Annotated in this window: 19 protein-coding genes; 7 read left to right on the top strand and 12 right to left on the bottom strand. The window is 63.8% G+C overall.

The window, feature by feature from the left end; all coding sequences use genetic code 11:
• Positions 1-33: 33 nt before the first annotated feature.
• Positions 34-858, bottom strand: coding sequence for a lysophospholipid acyltransferase family protein (locus tag EKO19_RS09800; protein WP_129776249.1), 825 nt, complete (start codon positions 856-858; stop codon positions 34-36).
• Between EKO19_RS09800 and EKO19_RS09795 the strand changes: the two genes are divergently transcribed.
• Entirely contained in the window at positions 857-1,606 is a 750-nt protein-coding gene (locus EKO19_RS09795) for a 4'-phosphopantetheinyl transferase family protein (RefSeq protein ID WP_157995196.1), read from the top strand. The two genes, EKO19_RS09800 and EKO19_RS09795, sit on opposite strands and share 2 nt — an antisense overlap.
• Here the strand turns inward: EKO19_RS09795 and EKO19_RS09790 are convergent.
• From EKO19_RS09790 to EKO19_RS09775, 4 genes are read right to left on the bottom strand one after another with little or no spacing between them, the layout of a single operon-like run.
• Positions 1,554-2,033 carry a DUF3106 domain-containing protein gene (locus EKO19_RS09790; RefSeq protein ID WP_129776247.1) on the bottom strand — a complete coding sequence of 160 codons (480 nt, stop codon included), beginning with the start codon at positions 2,031-2,033 and terminating at the stop codon, positions 1,554-1,556. The genes EKO19_RS09795 and EKO19_RS09790 overlap by 53 nt on opposite strands.
• Positions 2,030-2,263: a hypothetical protein gene (locus EKO19_RS09785; RefSeq protein ID WP_129776246.1), complete on the bottom strand. Its 234-nt coding sequence runs from the start codon at positions 2,261-2,263 to the stop codon at positions 2,030-2,032. Before EKO19_RS09785 ends, EKO19_RS09790 begins: the two co-directional genes overlap by 4 nt.
• An 11-nt stretch (positions 2,264-2,274) precedes the next feature.
• The gene (locus EKO19_RS09780) at positions 2,275-2,631 is read right to left on the bottom strand and encodes a hypothetical protein (protein WP_129776245.1); all 357 of its coding nucleotides are present in this window, start codon (positions 2,629-2,631) and stop codon (positions 2,275-2,277) included.
• Positions 2,625-3,227: an RNA polymerase sigma factor gene (locus EKO19_RS09775; protein ID WP_129776244.1), complete on the bottom strand. Its 603-nt coding sequence runs from the start codon at positions 3,225-3,227 to the stop codon at positions 2,625-2,627. The genes EKO19_RS09780 and EKO19_RS09775 overlap by 7 nt, the downstream gene beginning before the upstream one ends.
• Positions 3,228-3,408: 181 nt before the next feature.
• Here EKO19_RS09775 and EKO19_RS09770 point away from each other — a divergent pair, with 181 nt between their 5' ends.
• From EKO19_RS09770 to EKO19_RS09760, 3 genes are all read left to right on the top strand, one after another.
• Positions 3,409-5,655 carry a primosomal protein N' gene (locus EKO19_RS09770; RefSeq protein ID WP_407676643.1) on the top strand — a complete coding sequence of 749 codons (2,247 nt, stop codon included), beginning with the start codon at positions 3,409-3,411 and terminating at the stop codon, positions 5,653-5,655.
• Between the two features lie 36 nt (positions 5,656-5,691).
• On the top strand, positions 5,692-7,410 hold the full coding sequence (gene argS, locus EKO19_RS09765) for an arginine--tRNA ligase (protein ID WP_129776243.1): 1,719 nt from the start codon (positions 5,692-5,694) through the stop codon (positions 7,408-7,410).
• 65 nt (positions 7,411-7,475) lie between these two features.
• The gene (locus EKO19_RS09760) at positions 7,476-8,054 is read left to right on the top strand and encodes an SPOR domain-containing protein (RefSeq protein ID WP_129776242.1); all 579 of its coding nucleotides are present in this window, start codon (positions 7,476-7,478) and stop codon (positions 8,052-8,054) included.
• On the opposite strand, the gene EKO19_RS09755 is transcribed toward EKO19_RS09760, so the two are convergent.
• The 7 genes from EKO19_RS09755 to def form a co-directional block, all read right to left on the bottom strand.
• Positions 8,035-8,691, bottom strand: a complete 657-nt coding sequence (locus EKO19_RS09755; protein WP_129776241.1) for an FABP family protein — start codon at positions 8,689-8,691, stop codon at positions 8,035-8,037. The genes EKO19_RS09760 and EKO19_RS09755 overlap by 20 nt on opposite strands.
• 68 nt (positions 8,692-8,759) lie before the next feature.
• Positions 8,760-10,121 carry a sigma-54-dependent transcriptional regulator gene (locus EKO19_RS09750; RefSeq protein ID WP_129776240.1) on the bottom strand — a complete coding sequence of 454 codons (1,362 nt, stop codon included), beginning with the start codon at positions 10,119-10,121 and terminating at the stop codon, positions 8,760-8,762.
• Positions 10,118-12,349 (bottom strand): sensor histidine kinase, encoded by a 2,232-nt coding sequence (locus tag EKO19_RS09745; protein WP_129776239.1) that lies wholly within the window; start codon positions 12,347-12,349, stop codon positions 10,118-10,120. Before EKO19_RS09745 ends, EKO19_RS09750 begins: the two co-directional genes overlap by 4 nt.
• Entirely contained in the window at positions 12,331-12,870 is a 540-nt protein-coding gene (locus tag EKO19_RS09740; protein ID WP_157995195.1) for a DUF4390 domain-containing protein, read from the bottom strand. The genes EKO19_RS09745 and EKO19_RS09740 overlap by 19 nt, the downstream gene beginning before the upstream one ends.
• A gap of 141 nt (positions 12,871-13,011) precedes the next feature.
• A complete protein-coding gene (gene rsmB / locus EKO19_RS09735; protein ID WP_129776237.1) occupies positions 13,012-14,397 on the bottom strand; it encodes a 16S rRNA (cytosine(967)-C(5))-methyltransferase RsmB in 1,386 nt (461 codons plus the stop codon).
• Positions 14,394-15,335 (bottom strand): methionyl-tRNA formyltransferase, encoded by a 942-nt coding sequence (gene fmt / locus EKO19_RS09730; RefSeq protein WP_129776236.1) that lies wholly within the window; start codon positions 15,333-15,335, stop codon positions 14,394-14,396. Before fmt ends, rsmB begins: the two co-directional genes overlap by 4 nt.
• A 173-nt stretch (positions 15,336-15,508) precedes the next feature.
• The gene (gene def / locus EKO19_RS09725) at positions 15,509-16,045 is read right to left on the bottom strand and encodes a peptide deformylase (RefSeq protein WP_129776235.1); all 537 of its coding nucleotides are present in this window, start codon (positions 16,043-16,045) and stop codon (positions 15,509-15,511) included.
• A 320-nt stretch (positions 16,046-16,365) separates the two neighbouring features.
• Between def and EKO19_RS09720 the strand changes: the two genes are divergently transcribed.
• From EKO19_RS09720 to EKO19_RS09710, 3 genes are read left to right on the top strand one after another with little or no spacing between them, the layout of a single operon-like run.
• Positions 16,366-17,535 carry a LysM peptidoglycan-binding domain-containing protein gene (locus EKO19_RS09720; RefSeq protein ID WP_129776234.1) on the top strand — a complete coding sequence of 390 codons (1,170 nt, stop codon included), beginning with the start codon at positions 16,366-16,368 and terminating at the stop codon, positions 17,533-17,535.
• 33 nt (positions 17,536-17,568) lie between these two features.
• On the top strand, positions 17,569-18,573 hold the full coding sequence (gene dprA / locus EKO19_RS09715; protein ID WP_129776233.1) for a DNA-processing protein DprA: 1,005 nt from the start codon (positions 17,569-17,571) through the stop codon (positions 18,571-18,573).
• Positions 18,570-19,049, top strand: a complete 480-nt coding sequence (locus EKO19_RS09710; RefSeq protein WP_129776232.1) for a Smg family protein — start codon at positions 18,570-18,572, stop codon at positions 19,047-19,049. The genes dprA and EKO19_RS09710 overlap by 4 nt, the downstream gene beginning before the upstream one ends.
• The last annotated feature ends 5 nt before the right edge of the window (positions 19,050-19,054 follow it).

Raw genomic sequence — 19,054 nt, 5'->3', positions numbered from 1 at the left:
ACACCGTACAGCCGCGCGGGCTGTCGGACGGTCTTACGCCTGCGGGGCTCGGCGCACCGCCAATGCCTGCTGAAAATGCCGATGCATGGCCTCGTTCAAGGCCCGTGATGCTAGCGGTAACGGCGCGTTCCGGTAGGGACTTAAGTCCAGGTCTTCGCCGACCACCAGGCTGAAATGGGGCCGCCGGGCCGGAATCCGGTACCACGGCTCGGATTTGGTCAGCGTGGTCGGCTGACAGCGGATATAGACGGGCGTGAGCTCGGTCGCCGCGCGTAAGGCGACATTGGCCGCGCCGCGGTGAAACACCATGGGCTCATTCGGCCGGGTTCGTGTCCCTTCAGGGAAGAAAATCAACGATTGCCGGTCGCGCAAGGCACTGGCGGCGCCTTCGATCATGCCCGCGGTCTGGTCGTTGGGAATGAATTCCGCCATCGTCACCGCCCAGCGCGTCAACGGGTTGCGCCACAGCCCCTGCTTGACCACGCAACCCGCGGTGGGAATGAATGCCAGGAGAAAGACCACATCGATCAGTGTCGGGTGGTTGGCCACGACCATCTGCCCGAATCGACCGAGGCGTTCCCGGCCGTGGACCTCATAGGTCAGCACGCCGCCCCGATGCATGACCCAGATGAAGAACCTCAACGCCCCACTCATGGCTGCGCGCGCACGATTGCGCTTGGTCGCACGCGAGGCCGGCAGGAGCTTGACGATCGGCAGCCAGACCGCGCCTACCAGTAGCGCGCCCAGGCCGAACAGGGAAAAGCTGAATCCCGTCATGAACAACCGCCAATACCAACAGTCCCGACGGCCTTCGGTGGCGTCGTCGGCGGCGGCGGCGAGTTGCGGTTCGGCGTTCATGGGGAGGAATTATGATGCCCTGGTCATGCACGGCAACCCACATGCGCTATCGGCCAATCCCTTCAGCATGAATCGTGCAGCGGCGGTCACTCGTCTGACGCTCTGGCTGGGATTTCCAACCGCGCGCGCACATTTCGATCCATTGACGCTGTCCGAGGACGACCGCGCGCGGCTCGCTGACTCTCGCGGGTCGCGACGGCGCGCGGATTTCGAGGTCAGTCGCGCGCTACTTGCGATGGCCGAGGTTGGCTCGGCCGCGCACAGCTTGAGCCATAGCGCGGAGCATGCGGCGCTGTTGATTGCGCCTGATGGATCGCGCATCGGCGTCGATCTGGAAATCAATCGACCGCGTGATGTGCTCCGACTCGCGCGCTTTGCGTTCGATGAACGCGAGGTGCGCGCGCTCGAGTCCGCGGCACCTGAATCACAGCAAGCGCTGTTCTATACGCTGTGGACGTTGAAGGAATCGTTCGCGAAGGCGCTGCAGCTGGGCTTGGTCGATGCGCTTCGCCATTGCATTTTTTGGATGGAGGACCGCGAGTGGCGCGGCCGCGTGCCAACGGATGCGGGCTGGAGCGCGGCCGTGTTTCAGCCGCGGCCGGAGATCGTCATCGCCGTCGCGCGGATCGGCGGGAACGAGGCCTTGCAGCTGAACACGTGGGAGTGGCCACCGAAGCAGCGCGCGGACTGGCCGCTCATGGTTGCTTGCGCAGGCGCTCCTTCAGGCGCTGACGCTGCTCCGGCGTGAGCTGCTGAAACTGCTTGCGGAGCTGCTGCCGCTGTTCAGGCGGCAGATCTTTGAAGCGCCGGAAATTGTCTCGGATGCGCGCCTGTTCCTCCGGCGGCAGTTTCTTGAACTGATTGAACATGCGGCGCATCTCCCGCCGCTGCTGAACATCCAGAGACTGCCAGCGCTGAAACCGCTGTTTGGCCTGCTGCCGCTGTTCCGGCGGCATGCTCAGCCAGCGCTGCGACCCCTTGGCCAGCGACTGCTGGCGCGCCAGTGGCAAATCGGCCCAGCGCGATTCGAACTTGGCCAACAACTTCTGCTGCTCGGGAGACAGCTCCTGCCAGCTCACGCCCGCGCCACCCGTCTGAGCCGCGCGCGCGGGCGTTGCCGCCAGCAGCACTGCGCTGAGGATCAGGGACAGGACCCACATCAACCGGCTGGTCATCGCTCATCCACGGCAGGCTTTGCCGCCTCTTTACTTGGCTTGCGCGTCTCGGCCTTCTTGGCCTGCTCCCCGTCCGCGGTCTTGCGCGGGGCGTCCTCGAGCAGCGTCCAATCGTCGTCTTCGTCCTCCATGTTGGCGAGATATTCGAGGAAATCGGCGTCCAATGGCTCGATCTCGTCGGCCGCCCGGCTCATCGCGCCCACTAGCATCCAGCTCACCAAGAACAGCATCCTCATCATGCTCAGCCGGGGTTGTCGCCCTGATCGGCCAGCCAGGAGTAGAACTCCACATCCTGAATCAGCTCGAAACTGTCAGCATCGGCGACGATATCGAAGTCATCCAGCAGGTTCCCGCCATTCTCGGTTCCAGCGGGTTCGCCGCCGCCACGGATCAAGATCACGGCGATCAGAGCCGCCGCAGCCAAGCCACCGAGGGGCACGCCGAGCCAATAGCGACGGACCCGGCCCTTCTTCATTTCCTCCACAGCTCGCTGTCGTGCTTGGTTCAGCCGGGAACGAGTCCGCGCATCGAGGCGCTCGACGCTGTCGTCGAACAGCTCGCGGCTGCGCTCTTCGAGGGGATCGGGGGTGTTCACCATGCAGCTCCCAACTGCTCACGGAGTGTGTGGACCGCGCGTGAGTAGTGTGTCTTGACGCTGCCTTCGCTGCAGCCCATGGCCTCGGCGGTCTGCGCGACATCCATGCCTTCGAAGTTACGCAACATGAACGCCTCCTGCTGCCGGCCAGGCAGCTCCGCGAGCGCTCGCTCCAGCTCGGCCATGGCCTGGTCGGTCGCGAGCAGGTCCTGCGGCTGCGGACGCGCATCGGCCACGCCTTCGTACGGATCGGCGGCCTCGTCCTCCTCGGCCTTCCAACCCGGCAGCCAGCTCATCAATTTGGCCCGCACCTTGCGCCGGCGCTGACAGTCCCGGATCCGGTTCTGGAGGATCCGGTAGAACAGCGGCCGCCATTCCTCGGCAGGGCGCTGAGCGTAGCGACGTGCCAGCTGCAGCATCGCGTCCTGTACGATATCCAGCGCATCGTCGTCGTTACGCAAGGCAATCCTGGCGATCCGGAACGCACGCTTCTCGACGCTGACGAGAAAGCGATCCAGCGCGCGCACCTGATCCAGAGACTGTTCCTCCACGGCAGGCGGGACATCGCCCGCCGCGCAAAGGGTAGCAAAGAGCCCCATATACTCCAGCAACCTTTAGTGACGACCGTTCTGCTAGCAACGCCGCCGGCTGTGCGCGGTTGACCCGAAGGCCGCAAAACGTAAGGAATGCGGCCGGGGAAATCCCGCGGGAGACCCGTAGAAGACCGTGAACCCCGTCTAAAAATTGAGCACTGACGAAACTCGTCCGTGGAATGAGCACTTGAGTCGCTTCACCCCAAACAATGCACAGAGTTGTCCACAGGTTTTGTGCATAGACCGGACCCCGTATCTCGCGGTCGCAATCGACACTCCGCTTCGGCAAGTGTTCGATTACCGCGCGCCCGCCGATACGTCAGTTCTGGCGGGATGTCGAGTTTGGGTGCCATTCGGCCGCCGCCGCGTGGTCGGCGTAGTCGTCGAAGGCCGCGATCAAACCGAAGTTCCGGCAAACAAACTGCGCGCGGCGTTCGAAGTCGTCGACACTGAGCCGACGTTCTCGCCCGACTTACTCGCATTACTGACCTGGGCCGCGGAGTACTACCGCCATCCGGTTGGCGAAGTGCTCACCTCGGCGATGCCAGTTTTGCTCAGAAGTGGCGCGCCGATTCGCGAGGAGCAGATTCTGTGGCGGCTCACTGCGCTCGGACGCGAGGAGGCGCTCGCGAAACTGCCGGCGCGGTCGATTCGTCTGCGCGCCATCGCTGACTACCTCTCGAAAAATGAGCACGCGCCCGCTTCCGAGATTCTGGGCGCGACCGAGAGCCCGCTGTCAGCGCTGCGCAATCTCGAAGAGCGCGGCTTCGTCGAGCAATTCGCTCGCGAGCAAACCGATGAGATCCCGCCCGTATCGGTCATGCGAGAAGGGCCGCCGCTCAACGAGGCGCAGGCCGCCGCGGTCGAGCGAATTCAGAAAACACTCGGCACTTTTGCTTCTCACCTGCTTTACGGCGTTACCGGCAGCGGCAAAACCGAGGTGTATCTGCAGGTGATCGAGTCCGTTCTCGCGCGCGGCCAGCAAGTCCTAGTGCTCGTGCCCGAGATCGCACTCACGCCCCAGCTGATCGGGCGATTCCGTGGACGCTTCGACGCGCCACTCGCAGTGCTTCACTCCGGATTGAATGACACGGAGCGCTTGGCTGCGTGGCGAGACGCGCGCGAAGGCACGGCCCGCATCGTCATTGGGACGCGCTCCGCCATCTTCACGCCGCTGCTGCACCCGGGCCTCATCATCATCGATGAGGAGCACGACGCCTCGTTCAAACAGCAGGACGGCTTTCGATACTCGGCGCGCGACCTCGCGCTCGTGCGCGCACAGCGGCTGGGCATTCCGGTCGTACTCGGCTCCGCGACACCCTCGCTGGAAACATTGGCACGCGCCCGCAAACAACCGGAAACACTCTCACATCTCCCCTACCGCGCCGGCAGCGCGAAACCGCCGCAGGTCGCACTGGTCGATCTGCGCAAACACGGTGTGACTCAGGGCATCGCCACGCCGACCGTGATGACCATTCAGCGCCATCTCGATGCCGGCGGACAGGTGATGCTGTTCATCAACCGCCGCGGCTACGCGCCCGTGCTGTTCTGCCCAAACTGCGGGTGGTCCGCTCACTGCCGCCGATGTGACGCTCACCTGACGGTGCACGCCCGCGGCCGCGACCTCATCTGCCATCACTGCGGCTCGCAGGAAAACCTTCCGAACGAATGTCCAACCTGTTTTGCCGACGTAAAGCCCGTGGGCCAGGGCACGGAACGCATCGAAGAGGCGCTCCAGCAGTTGTTTACTGCACCGATGGCGCGTATCGACCGCGACAGCATGCGCCGTAAGGGCGAGCTGGAGGAAACGCTGGCGCGCGTGAACCGCGGCGAAATCCGCATTCTGGTGGGCACGCAAATGCTGACCAAAGGCCACGATTTTCCCAAGGTTACGCTGGTGGTCGTGCTGAACGCCGACCAGGGCTTGTTCAGTACGGACTTTCGCGCACCGGAACGCCTCGCCCAAACCATCGTGCAGGTCGCCGGCCGCGCCGGGCGCGCGGACCGTCCCGGCGAAGTATTGATTCAGACGGAATATCCCGAGCATCCGCTGCTTACGTTATTGCTGACGGGCGGCTACGCGGCTTTTGCCGACGGCGCGTTGACAGAACGTGAACAAAGCGGCTGGCCGCCATTCGCCCGGATCGCGCTCCTGCGCGCCGAGGCCACCGATCAGCAGGCGCCGCTGAAATTCCTGCAAGATGCACACGATCTAGCCGTGGACTTCCCGGTTCGCGGCGTGAAGTTGCTCGGCCCCGCGCCCGCGCCGATGGAACGCCGCGCCGGCCGTTTCCGCGCGCAATTGTTGATCCGCGCGCCCAGCCACTCGCCGTTGCAGAAGTTTCTTGGCGGCTGGCTGCCCCTGCTTCCCATGCTCCCGGAGGCTCGCCGCGTGCGGTGGTCGATCGATGTAGATGCGGCCGAGTTGAGTTGAGTACACTGTCCCGAACATCACTCTCCCCTGCTCTTTGTGAAGTACCAGATCGAACGCCTCGTGCAGGCCGCGTTGGCCTGCCTGCCGCCTGACATTCTCCCCGCGGACGTGCATCCCACCGTGGACGTCGAGCGCACGCGCGACCCCGCGCACGGCGACTTCGCGACAAACATTGCGTTGCAGCTCGCAAAGCCCGCGCGTAAGAACCCGCGGCAGCTGGCGCAGGCCATCGTCGATTGCATTCCCACCGGCGAACTGGTCAGCAAGATCGAGATCGCCGGCCCTGGCTTCATCAATTTCCATCTGTCGCCGCAGTCGTATCAGCAGGAACTGTCACGCATTTTCGATCTCGGCGTGGCCTATGGTTACAACAAGCGTGGCGCCGGGCAGAACGTCGTCGTCGAATTCGTCTCGGCGAATCCCACGGGCCCGCTGCATGTCGGCCACGGCCGGCAAGCGGCGCTCGGAGATGCGCTCGCGGCCCTGTTGCAATCACAGGGTCATCCGGTCAGCCGTGAGTTCTACTACAACGACGCCGGTGTCCAGATCCAAAACCTGGCGCTGTCTGTACAGGCGCGCGCGCGTGGCCAGAAGCCCGGCGATCCAGAATGGCAGGAAGGCTGGTACGCGGGCGAGTACATCCAGGACATCGCCAATGACTTCCTCGCGCGCAAGACGGTGCACGCCTTCGACGGCGAGCCGATCCGCGCCAGCGGCAAGATCGATGATCTCGATGCGATCCGCCGCTTCGCTGTCACTTGTCTGCGACATGAGCAGGACGTGGACCTGCAGAAGTTCGGCGTGCGCTTCGACACGTATTACCTCGAGTCCAGCCTGTACAACGACGGCAAGGTCGATACGACCGTGCAAGGTCTGATCGCGAGCGGCCACACCTACGAGAAAGACAACGCGCTGTGGCTCAAGACCACGGACTTCGGCGATGACAAAGATCGCGTGATGCGTAAGTCGGACGGCACATACACCTACTTCCTGCCCGACGTCGCGTATCACGTCACCAAGTGGCAGCGTGGGTTCTTCCGCGCCATCAACGTACAGGGCACCGACCACCACGGCACGATCGCGCGCGTACGCGCGGGCCTGCAGGCACTCAACGTTGGCATCCCGAAGGGCTATCCCGACTACGTGCTTCACAAAATGGTGAAGGTCATGCGCGGCGGCGAGGAAGTGAAGATTTCCAAGCGCGCGGGCTCGTATGTGACGGTGCGCGATCTGATCGAGTGGGTGGGCCGCGATGCCGTGCGCTTCTTCCTCGTATCGCGTAAGGCCGATTCGGAGTTCGTCTTCGATATCGATCTGGCGCTGGCCGAGGGCGAGGAGAACCCGGTGTACTACGTGCAAATGGCGCACGCGCGTGTTTGCAGCGTGTTCCGTCAGCTGCAGGAGAAGGGCCTGACGCACGATCGCGACATCGGCGAAGCCAACGTCGAGCTGCTCTCCGAGCCGCACGAGAAGGCGCTCATTCGCCGCGCGACCTACTATCCGGAGCTGCTGGAGAACGCCACGCGCGATCTCGAGCCGCATCAGCTGGCTCACTATCTGCGCGAGCTGGCGGGCGATTTCCACGCCTACTACAACGCGCACAAGTTCATCATCGACGACGTGAAGCTGCGCAACGCCCGCCTGAACCTGGTCGCGGCGACCCGGCAGGTGCTGGAGAACGGCCTGAAACTGCTCGGCGTGTCCGCGCCCGAGAAGATGGAATCGAAAAAGACGGCGACCGCTGGCGAGGAATGACAGACCAGCGCAAACTTGCGCGCTGGTAATCGTTACCTGCTCGAGTCAGCTGATTCCATTGTCTGATGGCCAAGGACTACAAACATTCCAAGCGTCGCGCCGGTTCGTCCGGACTGTCCGGCATGGCCGGCTTCGTGTGCGGCCTCGCGCTCGGCCTCGCCGTTGCGCTCGGCGTCTATCTATTCGACCGCCGCACCGAGGCGCGCTTGGCCGCCCAGCAAACGGCCGCGCCGATGATTCGCGATGAGGGCAAAGCGCAGAACAAACCCGCGCCGGCATCACAGGAAGATTCGGAGACTCAGCAGTTCGACTTCTACGAAATGCTGCCCAAGTACGAAGTCGTGATTCCCGAGCAGGATGCGCGCGGCGGCGCTGCGCCCTCGGTCGTCGCGGGACCGGTGGAGAAGCCCGGCGCTTATATCTTGCAGGCGGGGTCGTTCCGTAACTTCAAGGATGCGGACCGCGTGCGGGCGTTGATTGCCCTGCAAGGCGTGGAGTCGAAGGTTCAGAAAGTGACCATCGACAAGGATACGTGGCACCGGGTACGCGTCGGGCCCATCACCAATTTGCAGAAGCTCGAAGAGACGCGGAGCAAACTGCGTCAGGCGCAGATCGACGCGCTGGTTATTCGCGTTGGCGAGTGACGATGTTGCCGCCCGCGGCCAGCGGGTTCGGCGTCGGTGGCGCGATCCGTCGTAGGGTGTTGGTATCGCGATGGTCGAACGCCGGCAGGTTGCCGCGGACCGCCAGATCCGTGCGCGTCACGTAAGTCCAGCTGTCGTCACTGTTGAATGTAATGTCGATCCGGTAGTAGTCGGTTCGAAACGCCTCCTCGAGGAAGGTGGTCGAACAAATGCCGAAGCGCGAGTCCCCGCGCCGCGCCTCCACCGAAATACGATCGTCGTCGGGCCGCGCCGTACCGCCCGCCAGCACCACCTGCCCACGAGGAATGGCGATGGTCTGCATGATCAGACCGGTGGCCGGCTCCCACAGCCAGTAGCCGACCTGATCGTGGAAGGTGATGGCCTCTTCCGGCGTGTTGATATGAATGTGATAGCGCAGCCCGTAAAGGAGCTGAGGGCCGTTGGCCTGCGCATCGATCGGATCCATTCGGATGTGTTCGCGGAACACGCGCCGCTCGGGGCCGTCCGCTTTGGGACTGATATCCACGCCCTGGTCGGATTGCCACACGCCGGCCAGCCGGCGTAGCGGGCCCAGGTTGGCCAGCGTATCCGGCGAAACCTCGGGCTCGGAAAAAATATCGGCGGGCATGTCTGGCATGGGGCTCCCCGGTGGCGCGCTCGACGCGGGCGCGTTCGTTCTCGCGACGAGCGGAGGACGCCGGCTCCTCAGTCTTCAGCGAGTTGGCGAAAATCGACGCCGAGCGAGCGCAGCTTGCGATACAAGTGCGTGCGCTCCATGCCGACGCGCTTCGCCAGCTGCCCGACCTTGCCGTTGCACAGAATCAGCTGCTGCTGCAGATAAGCCCGCTCGAAATGTTCGCGCGCCTCACGCAGCGGCAACGCCAGCAAGTCCTGTTTCACGAGCGGCTCGTTGGTCGGCGCATGCGCCGCGAGCTCACGCTCGATCTCATCCAGACGGATTTCTTCTTCGCCGCCGAGGATCAACAACCGCTGCACGAGATTCCGCAGCTCACGCACGTTCCCCGGCCACGGATAGTTGCGCAGACGATTCTGCGCGGCCACGCCGAAGCGGCGGAAAGGCAGGTGCTGCTCGTCGACCAGACGATCGACATAGTGACGCAGCAGATCCGGCACGTCCTGCGCGTAATCACGCAGCGGCGGCACATTCAAAGTGATCACATTCAAGCGCGACAACAGCTCGAGCCGCACGCCCGTGCCCTCGGCGTTCAAGAAACGCGAGGTCGCGGAGCCGATGATTCGAACGTTGGTATTCACCGGGGTCGCGCCACCGACGCGCGTAAAGGTCCGCGTCTCGAGCGCAGCAACCAGCAGGCCCTGCGCCTTCGGCGGCAAATCCTCGACGCCATTGATGAACAGCACGCCACCGGCCGCCTGTTCGAACACGCCGGCGTGAACGCCATTCGAATCTTCAGTGCCGAACAACGCCGCAGCCGCGCCGTCATCGCTCACGCCCGTCGCAACGAGCTGTACGAATGGCGCCTGCGCGCGCGGGCTCAACGAATGAATGTAGCGCGCGAACGCCTCGCGCCCCGTACCCGGCTCACCGACGATGAGCACCGGCGTCTCATGCGGCGCGACCTGTTGAACTTGCTCGCGAAGCGCGGCCATCGCACGGCTCTTGCCGACGGGCGCGAGCAGAGGCGGAGTCAGCGCCCGTCCGCTTTGACGCTTGTTACGACCCGAATCGAGCGCGCGCTCGACCGTACGTAACAGCTTGGCGAGTGACAGTGGCTTCTCGACGAAATCGAATGCACCGAGACGCGTCGCTTCGACGGCAGTCTCCACGGTGCCGTGCCCCGACATCATGACGACCGGACAGGAAGTGCCGTTCGGCTGCACCCACTCACGGAGCAGGGTGATGCCGTCGGTATCCGGCATCCAGATATCGAGCAGGACCAGATCGGGATCGTGCTGGGCACGAGCCGAACGTGCCTCCGCGGCATCCGCGGCGACGTCCACCTCGTAACCTTCATCCGCGAGGATTTCTTTCAGAAGCCCGCGGATCTCGCTTTCGTCATCGACGACTAGTATGCGCGCTGCACTCATGCCCGCTCCCTCCTCGGTCCAGTGCGCCGTTCGCGAATCGGACCGCCACCGCGGACCGCAGTCAACGGCAACTCGATACAAACCCGCGCGCCTCCCGTGCGCACATTATCCGCGTCTATGGCTCCGCCGTGCTCTTCGACTATTTTTTTCACAATCGCGAGCCCCAGGCCCGTGCCTTTCGGTTTGGTCGTTACATAAGGATCGAACACCTGGCCGATCACATCCGGCCGGAAGCCCGGTCCATTGTCCTCGACGACGATCTCCGCCGCGCGGCTCGCCGTCGCCCCGCTGCCCTTCTCGATCAGCCGCGTCCTGACGCGCACCGACGGATCCGGCACCCCCTCCAGCGCTTCCCATGCATTGGCGAGCAGATTATGAATGATCTGCCGCAGGCGGCCACGGTCGGCCTCGATGTCCGGCAGCCCCTTCTGCAGCTGCAGGGTGGTGCCTGGCCGGCCCGGCGCGCGATACAGCTCCGCCACTTCGCCGATGAGCTGGTTCAGGTCGAAGCGTGACACATCCATCTCCGGAGCGCGCGCGTATTCGCTGAAGGCGTTGACCATCTCCTTCATGGCCTCGACCTGCTGGACGATGGTATGGGTGGCGCGGTCCAGGACCTGGCCCTGGCTGGCGTCGATGTGCCCCAACAGCTTGTGGCGCAGCCGCTCCGCGGACAGCTGGATAGGCGTCAGCGGGTTCTTGATCTCGTGCGCCAGGCGCCGCGCCACCTCACCCCAGGCCGCGTCGCGCTGGGCTTGCAGGAGGGTGGTGATGTCGTCGAACACGATGACATAGCCTCCGGGGGTCTGGTCCTCGCCGGACAGCGTGGTACAGGCACACATCAGGATGCGCCGGGTCGACTCGCCCTGGAGCACCAACTGCTCGCGCCACTCACTCTGACCCGCGGCCAGATGCGCGCTACAGGTGGACTGGAACTGCTCGAATAGCGTGCTCTCGCTACCGGTCGGTGCCAGCGGCTTGCCGATCAGGGCCTCCACATCGACGCCGAGAATGGAGCACGCAGCCTGGTTTGCGGTACGAATGGTGTGATCGGGTTCGAGCGAAATCACGCCCGTGGACAGCCGGGCCAGAATGACCGCGAGATTGGCGCGCTCGGCTTCGACAGCCTGCTGCACACGGCGCGTCTCCTCGCGCGACTTGGCGAGCCGCTTGGTCATGTCATTGAACGAATGCACCAGGATGCCCATTTCGTCGTGCGAGGTCAGCGGCAAACGCAAATCGAAGTCGCCCTTCGCTACGGCGCGCGTACCCGCAACCAAGTCCTGAATTGGACGCACCAAGCGACGCGCGGCCCACAACGCGCCGTACAGCGCGCCGAACAGCGACAACAGCAATACCAATGTCAGCGTGAGCGTGAAGCTGGTCTTCAACGGCTCGCGCAAGCGCGCCTTCTCGCCGTAACGCTGATAGGAAGACTCGACGGTGTCAGCCAGCTCACCGAGGCGTCGCTCGATGGGATAGATGGCCTGCAGTACGCGCTGCTCATCACCCGGCAATACCTGCGGTACACGAACCGCCGTACGTACGAGATATCCACCACCCGCGACCGGATCGAGCGCGACGTAGTCACGGCCCTGACGAACTTGCATCGTCATCTCATCGCTCAGCGGCGCGGGCACGATGTCACCCAGTCGATCGGAGCTGGTCGCGAGGATGCGGCTGTTGGAGGCGAGCAGCGTGAGCTCCAGCGCTTCATTCTCTCGGCGTAGCTCGTCAAGCGCCTGGAATTCACCGGGGCGTATCGGCGCGATGCGTGCCGCGACTCCGCGCGTCCGTTCCAGATATTCGCGCATTCGCAGATCGAGCGCGGCGCGTGACAACGTCAACGCATCTTCCAAGCCCTGGCGAATCTCGACGTGGAACCAGCTGTCGATGCCCTTGTTGAGGAACACCACGGAGAAATAGAACACCAGCAACAGCGGCGCCATCGCGAGCGTCGCCGACATCCACACCATGCGCGCTTCGAGCCGCGAGCCGACCACACGCTTGCGCCAATCGCGCACCAGCTGCGTGACGCGGCCACCGATCAGAATGGAAAGGACCAGCAGGCCCGCGACGTTGACGCCGACGATGAAGGGATGCAGATCGCTGAAGTGCGCCGACTGCTGCACGGTCTGCGCCATGATGAGCAACGCAGCCACCCACAGCCCCGATCCTATGAGCACCAGGATCGAGACCAGCGTGCGTTTCAGAGTTGCGGCGACCATGTGTACCACTCGCTGCGCTGCCGCCAGTCATCCGACCAGAACAGCACGAAGCGCAAGGCATCGGGCATCGTGCGCACATCGAGGCTACCGCGAATGCTGATTTCGTGCCGCCGGTTCGACGATACCAGCGCCTGGTCCAGGATGGGCAGGCGGCTGATCACGCGCAGGGCATCGAGCGCGGCGTCCAGCGTCGCATAAGACGCTTGTTCGCCGCTATTTAAATTGCGAACCAGGTAGCGCTCGCTCAAGGCGCGATACGCCAGCTCATAGGACTGGTCGAGGGTCGCGACCGTCTCGTCCAGCCAGAAGCTGCGCTGGCGTTTGACGACGATTTCCAGATGCAGTGTCAGCGGCACACCTTCGCGGATCGCGGCTCGCGCGCCCTCGGGCAAGTCGAAGTTGAGCGTGGCGTTCAGCTCGTAGACGCGGTCCGCCGGTTCGACATAAGCGGAACGGACTTCAAAGCGGACCGGCGTCTCGGCCGAGGCGGCCGATCCGAGCAGGCAGCCGAGCGACACCATGAGCCACGCCAAAGCGCGGCCGGTCCTGCGCGTCCCTGCACCCCCGGCATGCGGGCATCCTGCCCAGCACCGGACTATTACGTCCAGCGCAGTCAGGCAAAGCACATCGCGCCAGGTTGGGCTTGCCGCCACGGAACATCCTTAACCGAGATTGGACGAATTCATGTTGGTTGATGCAGGCAAGTCCCCACTCGGGCCGCGCCGCTTCTCGAACAAAGCATAATAAAAACCGTCCATCCCGGCCGAACCCGCTGCGATTCTTAAGCCATGAACGCCGACAGGCGTTCCCTCCCCCAGGGGCGGCAAGGCCTGCAGTCTTTCGCCAGTGACCTCGCGCGCGGTCGGCTCGTCACCCAGAAAGTCCGCGATTACCGCGGTGGTCTCGGCCTGTAAGGCGGAGCAACTGGCATAGAGCAATCTGCCACCCGGCTGCAGTAACGGCCACAAAGCCCGCAACAGCTGCGACTGGCGCGCCGCCAGCGCCGCGATGTCATCGCTCCGGCGCAGCAGTTTGATGTCTGGGTGACGCCGAATCACGCCGGTCGCGGAACAGGGCACATCCAGCAGGATGCGGTTGAACTGTCTGCCGTCCCACCAGCTCGCCGGCTCGGCCGCATCGGCCGCGATCACATCCGCAGAAACACCCAACCTTTGCAGATTCTGCGAGACGCGCTTCAGCCGTTCGGGAGAAACGTCGACCGCGGTAAGCGCGGCAAGTTCAGGGGCCAGCTCGAGCAAGTGGCCGGTTTTACCGCCCGGCGCGGCACACGCATCCAGAATGCGCTCGCCCGCCTGCGGGTCGAGCAGGTGGCCCGCGAGTTGCGCGGCGGCATCCTGCACCGAGACCCAGCCGTCGTCGAAGCCCGGTAATTCGCTGACATCCATGGCCTGGTCGAGCAACAGCGCCGTGTCGTCGAACGCGCTGGCGAGCACACCGATCCGCTTTGCCTGCAATTGCTCTCGATAGTTCGCAGCCGTGACGCGCGCCCGATTCACGCGAATCCAGAATGGCGGGCGCTGATTGTTGGCGTCGAGAATGTCGTTGGCCCGATCGCCCCAATCCTTGCGCAACTTCTCGACCAGCCAGCGCGGATGCGCGGTACGCACGGCCAGATCGCGATCGATCTTCGGCAGCAACTGCGCCTGCTCCCGCTGACAGCGACGCAGGATCGCGTTCACCAGTCCAGAGGCGCGCGGCTGCTTGAGCACTCTCGTCGCCGCGACCGTCTCCGCGACCGCGGCATGCTCGGGAATATCTGTGTGTATCAGCTGGCACAAACCAACGATGGCGAGCGCGCGGATCTCGGGCTCGAGCTGTTGATTGGGTCGTGCCAGCAGGCGGGTGAGCAATGCATCGAGTCGCACGTACCAGCGAATGCTGTCGTAACTCAGCGAACGAAGCAGGCCGCGCTCTTGTTTGTTACTGGTGCTTTCGTCGCTCAGCACCGCGTCGAGCGAACGACCGCGCTCGACAACTTCCGCGACGACTTTCGCGGCTCTGGCTCTGACTGCTGCTGATGCGCTCACAATCCAAGGACCGCGCCCTCGGGGCGATGCGCTCTGAGGAAATCCGCGGCCGGCATGGCTTTGCGACCTGCCGCTTGCACACGCGTGAGCTGTAACGTTCCATCACCGGTTGCGACTTCGATGCCGTCGCCGCTCGTTGCAACGACAGTGCCGGGTGCCGCGGATGATTTCTTATCGAGTGGCGTTGCTTCCCAAATGCGCAGCTGCTGACCGTTCCAACGTGTCTCGGCAATCGGCCACGGATTGAACGCGCGCACGTGTCGATCGATCTCCACAGCGGATCTGGACCAATCGATCAACGCTTCTTCTTTTTTGATTTTCGCGGCGTAGGTAGCGCCTTCTTTCGGCTGCTCCATCGGCTTTGCGGTGCCGGCCGCGATGGCCTCGATCGCTTCGAGCACCGCGTTGGCACCGAGCGTCGACAAACGATCGTGAAGCGTCGCGCCTGTCTCCCGCGCATCGATTGGAGTGACACGTTCGAGCAGCATCGGACCGGTGTCGAGCCCGACGTCCATCTGCATGATGGTCACGCCACTCTCTTTATCTCCCGCTTGAATCGCGCGCTGAATCGGCGCCGCCCCTCGCCACCGCGGAAGTAGCGACGCGTGAATGTTCACGCAACCGAGTCGAGGCGTGTCGAGCACGGTCTTCGGCAGCAGCAATCCATATGCGACAACGATCATCAGATCAGCTTGATATTGCGCGAGCCGCTCCACCGCCGCGGGATCTTTCAAAGTCTGCGGTTGCTCAACAGGCAACTGATGCTTGAGCGCGCACTGCTTCACCGCGCTCATGGTCACCTGCTGCCCGCGGCCCGCCGGCCGGTCCGGCTGCGTATAGACCGCCAGCACGCGATGTCGCGAGCCGACCAGCGCTTCCAACGCGGGCACGGAAAACTCCGGCGTGCCGGCGAAGATGAGGGACAACGGAAAGGACATCAAAACTCGGCGGGGCTTGGGGGCGCTTATTCTAGTGTTGTTGGGGCGTGGCGGAGCCGGAAGTTTTGCGAGGGGCAAAGACCGGGAAAGACGCCCCAACGCGTCAGCCGCGCGAAGCGCGACAAACCTCCCTCTGGCGACTGCGCGGGCCACCGCGCCAGCAAACGAAACTCTTAGAGCGCCTTGCTCCGCCCGCGAGCCGCGTCGGCGGCCTTTTCCTTGCGGTCCTTCTCGAGCTTCTTACGAATGCGGGTGCGCTTCAGGTCCGACAGGTAGTCGACGAACAGCTTGCCTTCGAGATGATCCATCTCATGCTGAATGCACACGGCCAGCAGCCCGTCGGCCTCCAGCTCGAACGGCTTGCCGTCGCGATCCAGCGCCCGCACGCGGATGCGGTCGGCGCGTTTGACCTTTTCGTAGATCCCGGGGACGGACAGACAGCCCTCCTCGGTCTCCTCCATGCCGCTGTGATCGATGATCTCGGGGTTGATCAAGGTCAGGCGCTCATTGCGCTTTTCGCTGATGTCGATGACCAGCAGCCGTTTGTGAACATTCACCTGGGTGGCGGCCAGGCCGATCCCCGGGGCGGCGTACATGGTCTCGAACATGTCGTCGATCAGCTTTCGCAGGGCGGCATCCACCTCTTCCACCGGCTGCGCTTTGGTGCGCAGGCGCGGATCGGGGAATTCGAGAATCGGAAGTAGTGCCATGTTCGAAAACGTCAGAAGGCGGAAACTAGCGCCTAGTCTGCAGTTGATTTGGCAGGAAACAAGCCCTTCGTGGCCATGCCCGCCATAGACAGATTGAATCGGCGCCCGGGTGGGCGCCCCGGGGGCAGGAATGAGAACCACGTCGCGGGCTGGAGCCCCATTTCTGCACTGGTTGCAATGATGCTGCTAAAGTTCGGCCACTGTTGAACTTAATGTCGGCCCCGATTGGGTTTTTGCGCGTCGGTACAACGCCTTACGCGCCTCGAGAATGACCCCGGGCGTCGCTGTTCAGGGACTCTAATGGGAGCTCGTTGAAGCGCATGAAAACTGCGAATCTGGCACTTCGTCCGGCGATCCTGCTGAGCCTGGTCGCTGGTCTGACCGTTACCGCGGGCCTGCTGGCACCGAAGAGCACCCTCGCCCAGGAAGGCGCTCGTCCATCGGTGGGTCAAACCGTCGGCTCCGGCAGCAACATTCCGCTGGCCGCCAATGCCCCGGATCAATATGTGGTCAAGACCGGCGACACGCTCTGGGATATCTCCAGGGTGTTCCTGAAGGAGCCCTGGTATTGGCCGGAAATCTGGTACGTGAACCCCCAGATCGCCAATCCCCACCTGATTTATCCGGGCGACGTGCTCAAGCTGGTCTACATCGACGGTCAGCCCCGTCTGACAGTCGCTGAACGCGGCGGCGAGACCGTCGAGCGCGGCACCGGCGGCAAACGTCTGTCGCCCGAGGTGCGCCGCTCGCCACTGAGCCAGGCAGTCACCGCGATTCCCTACGACATCGTCGCCAGCTTCATGGGCCGGCCGACGCTGCTCACCAAGGACCAGGTGAAGACCGCACCGTACGTGGTCGCGCTGCGCGACTCGCACATGGTCGGCGCCATCGGCAATGAGGTCTACGCACGCGGCATCGGCGATGCGGCGCCGGAGACGCGCTTCAGCGTCATCCACGTCGAAGAAGAGCTGCGCGATCCGGACAACAATGCGCTGCTCGGTTACTCGGGCATGTACGTGGGCTCGGGCCCGGTTGCCACCGAAGGCGATCCGGCCAAGCTGCTAATGACCGATTCGACGCGCGAAGTCCTGCAGGGCGACAAGGTGTTCCCGGAGTCAGTGGATGTGAATGTGGACTTCGTTCCGCACGCACCCTCCTCCGAGATCGACGCCGGCGTGATCGCCGTGCGCAGTCACACGGTGATGGGTCAGTATCAAGTCGTCGCGCTGAACCGCGGATCGAAAGCTGGCCTGGAACCTGGCCACATCCTCGCCGTGTATCAGCGCGGCGGTGTCGTGCGCGATACCTTCAAGGAAGGCGGGCTCGGCGCCCGTCGCAGCCGCAGCTCCAACTTCGGCAACAACGTGCAGTTGCCCGACGAACGCGCCGGCGTGCTGATGGTGTTCAAAGCATTCGACAACATGAGCTACGCGCTCATCATGGAAACGACCCACGAAATTCGTCGGGGCGACCGCGCTAAAAACCCATAAGCGCACTTCGACCGAGGGTAATTTCGTGAGCTCATGGACGAGCTCGAAACATGGCTGAAACAGGCCCTCGTGCCCGGCTGCAACGCCGAGGCACGACTCCAGTTATTGGAACGACACCGCCGCTGGCTGGATCAGCCAGCGCATCATTTCATTCCTCGCGGCTCGCCTCGCTACCCGGGGCTGCTGGCCACTTTGCCGGACGCGCCGTCTGGCCTGCTGGTCCGTGGCAACCCCGATGCATTGAGCCTGCCGCAGCTGGCGATCGTCGGCTCGCGTAATCCCACTCCGGCGGGACATGACATCGCCCGCCGCTTTGCCGGCCATCTGGCGCGCTCGGGCCTGACGATCACCAGCGGACTGGCGATCGGCATCGACACGGCTGCTCACCGGGGCGCGCTCGAAGGCGGCGGCAGGACCATTGCCGTGTGCGGCACAGGCCTTGATATCGACTACCCGCGCGCCAATGCTGTGCTGTCGGCGGAAATTGCATCCGGCGGCGCGCTGGTCAGCGAATTTCCCCTGGGCACGCCGGCGAGCAGAAGCAACTTTCCCCGGCGCAATCGCATTATCAGTGGATTGTCACTAGGTACCTTGGTGGTGGAGGCTGCAGTGCGGAGCGGCTCGTTGATCACGGCACGGCTGGCGGCGGAACAAGGTCGGGAGGTCTTCGCGATCCCCGGCTCGATTCACAATCCGCTTTCACGCGGTTGCCACAAACTGATCCGCGAGGGCGCGCAGCTGGTGGAAACGGCCGACGATATATTCGTCGAGCTGGGCCCGTTGCTGGCGGCTGTCAGCCCGACATCGGCCGAGAGCGCTGAAAGCACAGCAGTTTTAGCCCCGGCATTGGACAAAGGGTATGAAATCCTGTTAGATGCGCTCGGCTTCGAGCCGGCCAGTGTCGACGATCTGATCGCACGTACCGGCCTCGCGGCCGACGAGGTAGCGTCCATGCTGCTGATCCTCGAACTGGAGGCGCGCATCGACGCCTGCCCTGGCGGGCGATATGCCCGGCGCGTCTCTAAGGCAGCGAAATGAAGGAAAGCGTTCTCGATATCCTGATCTATCTCTTCGAGAATTATTTCGACGCCGACCTGGACTGCGCCCCCGAACCCGACCGCGACACTCTCCGGGACGAACTGGAACGCGCCGGATTTTCCGAACGAGAAGTAGGCCGCGCGCTCGAATGGCTCGAGCAGCTGTCGGCCGATCCGAGCCGTGCTGGCGGCGTTCCGGGATCGCGATCCATTCGCATCTTCGACGCGCGCGAACAGGCACGGCTCGATACCGAATGCCGCGGGTACATCCTGTACCTGGAGAACATCGGCATCGTGAGCCCCGCGCAGCGTGAGCTGGTCATCGACCGTCTGCTGGCGCTCGACGTGCAACAGATCGACATTGAACAGGTGAAGTGGGTGGTGCTCATGGTGCTGTTCAGCCAGCCCGGCCAACAGAGCGCTTACCTGCGGATGGAGGACTTGGTATTCGATAACCGTCTGCAAGTGGTGCACTGAAGAGC

It is taken from the genome of Peristeroidobacter soli (assembly GCF_004138485.1).
Lineage (GTDB): Bacteria > Pseudomonadota > Gammaproteobacteria > Steroidobacterales > Steroidobacteraceae > Steroidobacter > Steroidobacter soli.
This window is presented reverse-complemented; position numbering and strand designations above follow the sequence as displayed.